Consider the following 6,000-nt stretch of genomic DNA (forward strand, 5'->3'; position numbering starts at 1 on the left):
TGCGTGAGTCACTGCCGCTCGTCGTCCTGCGACGGGCCCGAGTCGGCCTCGGCCTCGATCGGCCGTTCGGCGTAAAGGCCCAGGTACAGCCCCTGGAGGATCATGAACACGAAGGTCATGCCCATCAAGCCGAACAGCTTGAAGTTGACCCATACCTCTTCGGAGAACTGGTAGGCCACCCAGATGTTGACCACGCCGGAGAGGACGAAGAAGCCCACCCAGGCCCAGTTGACCCGGTGCCAGATCGCGCGCGGCACCTGGATGACGTGTTCCATCATCCGCTGTACCAGCGGCTTGCTGCCGACGAAGGCGCTACCCAGGAAGACCAGGGCAAACAGCCAGTTGAGGATGGTCGGCTTCCACATGATGAACAGCGGGTTCTGCAATATCAGCGTCATGCCGCCGAACAGCACGATCAGGCCGGCCGAGATCCAGTGCATCCGCTCGACCTTGCGCCACATGAGCCAGCCGGCGGCGATCTGGACCACCGAGGCCACCATGGCCACGCCCGTGGCGACATAGATGCCCTCGAGGTGGTAGGCGCCGAAGAACAGCAGGATGGGGAAGAAGTCGAACAGGAATTTCATCGCGTTTCGTTTTCCGGTCGGTACCGTGGTGGCGGGAAGGCATCCCGGGGTGCTTGCAGTACACTAACATGGGGCTGCGAGCCCGAGGGAGCGGTCGTTCGGGCCGGTTGTCCCGGGGCGTCGTCGCCGACATTCAAACGAGGGGCCCATGCCCATGAGCCGACAGCTCGAGATTCATCCCGAGACACCCCAGCCGCGCCTGGTCAAGCAGGCCGCGCAGGCGATCGCCGCCGGAGAGATCGTCGTCCTGCCGACGGATTCGGGCTATGCGCTCGCCTGCCGGCTGGAGGACAAGAACGCGCTCGAACGGATCGCGCGGATCCGGCGCGACGACGGACCTCACCATATGACGCTCTCGGTGCGCGATCTATCCGAGCTGGGGGTCTACGCGAAGGTCGACAACGTCCAGTTCCGCTTTTTGAAGAGTCACATCCCCGGCCCCTATACCTTCATTCTGCCGGCCACCCGGGAGGTGCCGCGCCGCCTGCAGCACGAGAAGAAGCGTTCGCTGGGCCTGCGTGTGCCGTCGCACCCGGTGCTGCGGGCGGTTCTCGAGGCACTGGATGCGCCCATCCTCAGCGCCTCGCTGGCGATCCCCGATCTTGACGAGCCGCTGGACGATCCCGAGCTGTTCCCGGCCGCGGTCAACAACCAGGTCGACCTGGTCGTGTCGACCGGCTTCCTGGAGCAGCAGCCCGGCACGATCATCGACCTGACCGGCGAGGGCGTGGAGATCCTGCGCGAAGGCCTGGGCGGCATCCCGCCCGAACTGGCCGACTGAGCGGGCGTGCTGGAGCTCTCGCTACTGCAGAAGATCGCGATCGGCATCGTGCCGATCCTGCTGGCGGTGACCGTCCATGAAGCCGCCCACGGCTATGTCGCCAACGCGTTCGGCGACCCCACCGCCAAGCGTGCCGGCCGTCTGACCCTCAACCCGATCCGTCATGTCGATCTGCTGGGCACCATCATCGTGCCGCTGCTGATGTACCTGTTCACCCAGTTCGTGTTCGGCTGGGCCAAGCCGGTGCCGATCAATGCCGCGCGGTTGCGCAACCCGCGCCGGGACATGTTCCTGGTGGCGGCCGCTGGCCCGGGCGTGAACGTGCTGATGGCCGTGGGTTGGGCCCTGCTGACCGGGCTGGCGCTCAAGGGACTCGACGGGGGCTGGATGCTGGCCGAGCCGCTGGCCCTGATGGGGCAGGTGGGCATCTTCATCAACCTGATCCTGGCGGTGTTCAACCTGTTGCCGATCCTGCCGCTCGATGGCGGACGCATGCTGGTGGCCGTGCTGCCGGCGTCCTGGGGTGATCGCCTGTCGCACCTCGAGCCCTGGGGGCTGCCGATCGTGGTGGTGTTGCTGATCAGCGGGGTGCTGGCCGATATCCTGCTGCCCGTCATGGGTACGCTGCTCAACTGGTTCAACGCGCTGATCCATGTCTTCTGAGTCCCGCGACAACGCCGAGCTGCGCTGGGTCGATGCCACGCCACGGGTGTCGGGCGAGCCGATGGAGCAGTTGCCGCTGGATCTCTACATCCCGGCCGACGCGCTCGCGATCTGGCTGGAACAGTTCGAGGGGCCGCTCGACCTGTTGCTGTACCTGATCCGCAAGCACAATCTCGATATCCTCGAGATCCCGGTCGCGCGGGTCACCGAGCAGTACCTCGAGTACCTTGCCCTGATGAAGTCGATGGCGATCGAGCTGGCGGCGGAGTATTTGCTGATGGCGGCGTGGCTGGCCGAGATCAAGTCACGCATGCTGCTGCCGCCCGAACCGCGCGAGGACGACGAGGAGGAGCCGCTCGATCCGCGCGCCGAACTGGTCGAACGGCTGCTGGAGTACGAGCGCACCACGCGCGCGGCGGCCAACCTCGATGAACGCCCGCGCCGCGAACGCGACTGGTTCGACCTGTCCGTCGAGCCGCCCGAGCGGTTGCCGGCCCCACCGGTGCCCGCGGACCTCGCCGGACTGATCGCGGCGATGCAGGGCCTGCTGCGGGAGGGCAGCGTGCGCCGCGCTCACCACGTGCGCGCCGAGCCGCTTTCCATCCGCCAGCGGATGACCGAGATCCTCGATGCGCTGATCGAGCGGCCGCGTTGCGAACTGGCCGATATCTTCCGGGCCGAGGAGGGGCGCATGGGCGTGGCGGTCACCACGGTGGCGATACTGGAATTGACGCGTACTCGCGCGATCGACTGGTCGCAGGAGTCTCCCTTCGGCCCGGTGACGCTCTTCCGCGTGGTGGGAGAGCATGAGGACGCAGAGGACACGATGGAGGAAGGCGATGAGCGACCAACCGGCGAGTGAGCCGCCCGAGGGACTGATCGAGCTGGTCGAGGCGCTGCTGCTGGCGAGCGACGAGCCTTTGTCGGTCGAGACGCTGGGCGTGATGATCGGTCAGGAGACCTCGCCGGCGCTTATCGAGGCGACGCTAGATCGCATTGCCGCCCGCTGGGAGTCGCACCGCTTCGTCGAGCTGACCTCGCGCCGTCTCGATGGCCGGCCGGTCTGGCAGCTGGTGGCTGGCGCCGCGGTCGCGCCGTACCTCAAGGCGGCCGACCCGGGTCGCGCTCCGCGTCTGAGCCGGGCGGCGCTGGAGACCCTGGCCCTGATCGCGTGGCGCCAGCCGATCACCCGCGGCGAGATCGAGGCGGCCCGGGGCGTGGCGGTCAATCCGCAGATCCTCAAGCTTTTGACCGAGCGCGGCTGGGTGCGCAGTCTCGGGGTGAAGGACAGCCCGGGGCGGCCGGAAATGCTGGGCACGACCCGGCAGTTCCTGAGCGACTTCGGTATCGATTCGCTCGACGAGCTGCCGGACTTCGAGCGTTTTGCCGGGCAGGACGACATCGACGTGTGATTCTCAGGGGCAAGGGACGGGAGAGACCATGAGCCAGCATGCCAAGGACGAGATCCGCAGCCTCGATCAGCTGATGGATGAGGCGCGCAACTTGCCGCCGGTGCCCACTGCGGTGGTCGGCGCCGAGGCGGACCATATCGTCGAGGCGGCGCGCGACGCGGCCGCCGCCGGCCTGATCGAGCCGATACTGGTCGGGCGGGCCAGCCGCATCGAGGGGCTGATGACGGAGTTCGGCGTCGACTTTCCCGTAATCGACGCGGTCAGTGCCGAGGAAAGCGCTCGGCTGGCGGTGGAGGCAGTCGAGTCGGGCGAGGCGCGCCTACTGATGAAGGGGCAGATCCACAGCGACGTGTTCCTGCGGCCGATCATTCGCCATCTGCGCCGTGGACCGCGTATCTCGCACGTGTTCGTCGCCGAGCTGGCCAGCTATCACAAGCTGTTGTTTATCACCGACGCCGCCATCAACATCGAGCCGGACGTGCGTGCCAAGGCCGAGATCGTGCAGAACGCGGTCAACTTCACCTGGTGGCTGGGCAACGAGCGGGCTCGGGTGGCCGCCCTGTCGGCAACCGAGATGGTCAATCCGGCCATTCCCTCGACGCTGGACGCCGCCTGCCTGGCCAAGATGGGCGAGCGCGGCCAGATCGCGCATGCCCAGATCGACGGGCCGCTGGCCTTCGATAGCGCCGTTTCCGCCGAGTCGGCCCGCATCAAGGGCATCATCAGCCCGGTGGCCGGCCACGCCGACATCCTGTTGGTTCCCGATCTGGTCTCAGGCAATATTCTCTACAAGGATCTCGAATACCTTGCCGGAGCGCGATTTGCCGGCATCGTGCTGGGTGCCTGTGTACCCGTGGTGCTCACCTCGCGAGCCGATCCCGAGGAGGTGCGCCTGGCCTCCATCGCACTGGCGCGTGTCGCCGAGCACCGCCAGGCGCGGGTCGAATCGCTGCCGCCGTTCGAGGCCGGCAGCGGTGGCCATCCGCCGCACTGATGCCCTGACGCCCCGGCCCTACCCGTTAACACCAAAGTCCAAGGACTGCTGCCCATGCCACTGCACGAACTCGCCGGTCAGACTCCGCCGCGTGATTTTCTCGTCGACGTCCCGCGCCTGATCAGTGCCTATTACCAGACGGAACCTGATGCCGAAGACTCCTCGCAAGGCATCACCTTCGGCACCTCGGGGCACCGCGGGTCGAGTCTCAACGCCTCCTTCAACGAGGCGCATATTGCCGCGGTCACCGCGGCCCTGGTCGAGTATCGCAAGGCGCAAGGGTTCGACGGCCCGATCCTGATCGGCTTCGACACCCATGCGCTCGCCTGGCCGGCGTTCATGACCACCGTCGAGGTGCTCGCCGCCGCCGGCGTGCCGTTCCGCTTCCAGCACGACAACGCGCCCACGCCGACGCCGGTGATCTCGCAGGCGATCATCGCCGCGAACCGGGTCGGTGGCGCGCGCTGCGACGGCATCGTCCTGACGCCGTCGCACAACCCGCCGGCCGATGGTGGATTCAAGTACAACCCGCCACACGGCGGTCCGGCGGACACCGGGGCGACCGGCTGGATCGAGCGACGTGCCAACGAGCTGCTCTCCGACTGGCGGGCGATCCGTCGTCAGCCGTTCGATCGGGCGATCAAGAGCGATGTGGCCGAGGGTGTCGACTTCATCCGCCCCTATGTCGAGGCGCTCGACCGGGTGATCGACATGCAGGCGATCGCGAAGGCCGGGGTGTCGATCGGCGTCGATCCGATGGGTGGGGCGGGGCTGCCGTACTGGGAGCCGATCGCCGAGCACTATGGCCTGGACCTGACGGTGGTCAATCGCCAGGTCGAGCCGGACTTCCGCTTCATTCCGCTCGATCACGACGGCAAGATCCGCATGGACTGCTCCTCGCCGTACGCGATGGCGGGGCTCTTGAAGATCAAGGACCGCTTCGACGTCGCCTTCGGCAACGACACCGACGCCGATCGTCACGGGATCGTCAGCCCCGAGGGCGGCCTGATCAATCCCAACCACTTCCTGTCGGTGTCGATCGACTACCTCTTCGGTCACCGCAAGGAATGGGGTGGTGACCTCAAGGTCGGCAAGACGGCAGTGTCCAGCTCGATGATCGACCGGGTGGCCGGCGGGCTCGGGCGTGACGTGTACGAGACGCCGGTGGGCATCAAGTGGTTCCAGCCGGGGCTGACCGACGGCTGGCTGGGCTTCGGTGGCGAGGAGTCCGCCGGCGCCACGTTCCTGTCACGCAACGGCGAGGTCTGGAACACCGACAAGGACGGCCTGACCATGGGCCTGCTGGCCGCCGAGATCCTTGCGGTGACCGGCGAGGACGTCTGGGCCCGCTTCAACCGCCTCATCGATGCCTACGGCCAGCCGTTCTATGCCCGCCGCGACGCCGCGCTCGCCCCGGAGCAGAAGGCGCGCTTCAAGGCGCTCAACCCCGATTCGCTCGGCATCACCGAACTGGCCGGCGAGCCGGTCACCGGCGTGCGCACCCGGGCGCCGGGCAACGACGAGCCGATCGGCGGGCTCAAGGTCGAGACCGCCAACGGCTGG

At 67.2% G+C, this 6,000-nt stretch carries 7 protein-coding genes; 6 read left to right on the plus strand and 1 reads right to left on the minus strand.

The window, feature by feature from the left end; all coding sequences use genetic code 11:
• Window positions 1-8: 8 nt before the first annotated feature.
• Window positions 9-587 (minus strand): septation protein A, encoded by a 579-nt coding sequence (locus AWR35_RS08240; protein ID WP_058575470.1) that lies wholly within the window; start codon window positions 585-587, stop codon window positions 9-11.
• Window positions 588-741: 154 nt separating this feature from the next.
• Between AWR35_RS08240 and AWR35_RS08245 the strand changes: the two genes are divergently transcribed.
• From AWR35_RS08245 to AWR35_RS08270, 6 genes are all read left to right on the plus strand, one after another.
• Window positions 742-1,368, plus strand: coding sequence for an L-threonylcarbamoyladenylate synthase (locus tag AWR35_RS08245; RefSeq protein WP_058575494.1), 627 nt, complete (start codon window positions 742-744; stop codon window positions 1,366-1,368).
• A gap of 6 nt (window positions 1,369-1,374) precedes the next feature.
• The gene (locus tag AWR35_RS08250) at window positions 1,375-2,031 is read left to right on the plus strand and encodes a site-2 protease family protein (RefSeq protein WP_082664017.1); all 657 of its coding nucleotides are present in this window, start codon (window positions 1,375-1,377) and stop codon (window positions 2,029-2,031) included.
• The gene (locus tag AWR35_RS08255) at window positions 2,021-2,893 is read left to right on the plus strand and encodes a ScpA family protein (protein WP_058575471.1); all 873 of its coding nucleotides are present in this window, start codon (window positions 2,021-2,023) and stop codon (window positions 2,891-2,893) included. The genes AWR35_RS08250 and AWR35_RS08255 overlap by 11 nt, the downstream gene beginning before the upstream one ends.
• Window positions 2,871-3,443: an SMC-Scp complex subunit ScpB gene (gene scpB / locus AWR35_RS08260; protein ID WP_058575472.1), complete on the plus strand. Its 573-nt coding sequence runs from the start codon at window positions 2,871-2,873 to the stop codon at window positions 3,441-3,443. The genes AWR35_RS08255 and scpB overlap by 23 nt, the downstream gene beginning before the upstream one ends.
• 28 nt (window positions 3,444-3,471) lie before the next feature.
• Complete coding sequence (locus tag AWR35_RS08265) at window positions 3,472-4,437, plus strand: bifunctional enoyl-CoA hydratase/phosphate acetyltransferase (RefSeq protein WP_058575473.1); 966 nt, start codon at window positions 3,472-3,474, stop codon at window positions 4,435-4,437.
• Between the two features lie 54 nt (window positions 4,438-4,491).
• On the plus strand, window positions 4,492-6,000 hold a 1,509-nt coding region (locus tag AWR35_RS08270; RefSeq protein ID WP_058575474.1), incomplete at its 3' end, for an alpha-D-glucose phosphate-specific phosphoglucomutase.

This window comes from Guyparkeria sp. WRN-7 (genome assembly GCF_001641825.1).
Classification (GTDB): domain Bacteria; phylum Pseudomonadota; class Gammaproteobacteria; order Halothiobacillales; family Halothiobacillaceae; genus Guyparkeria.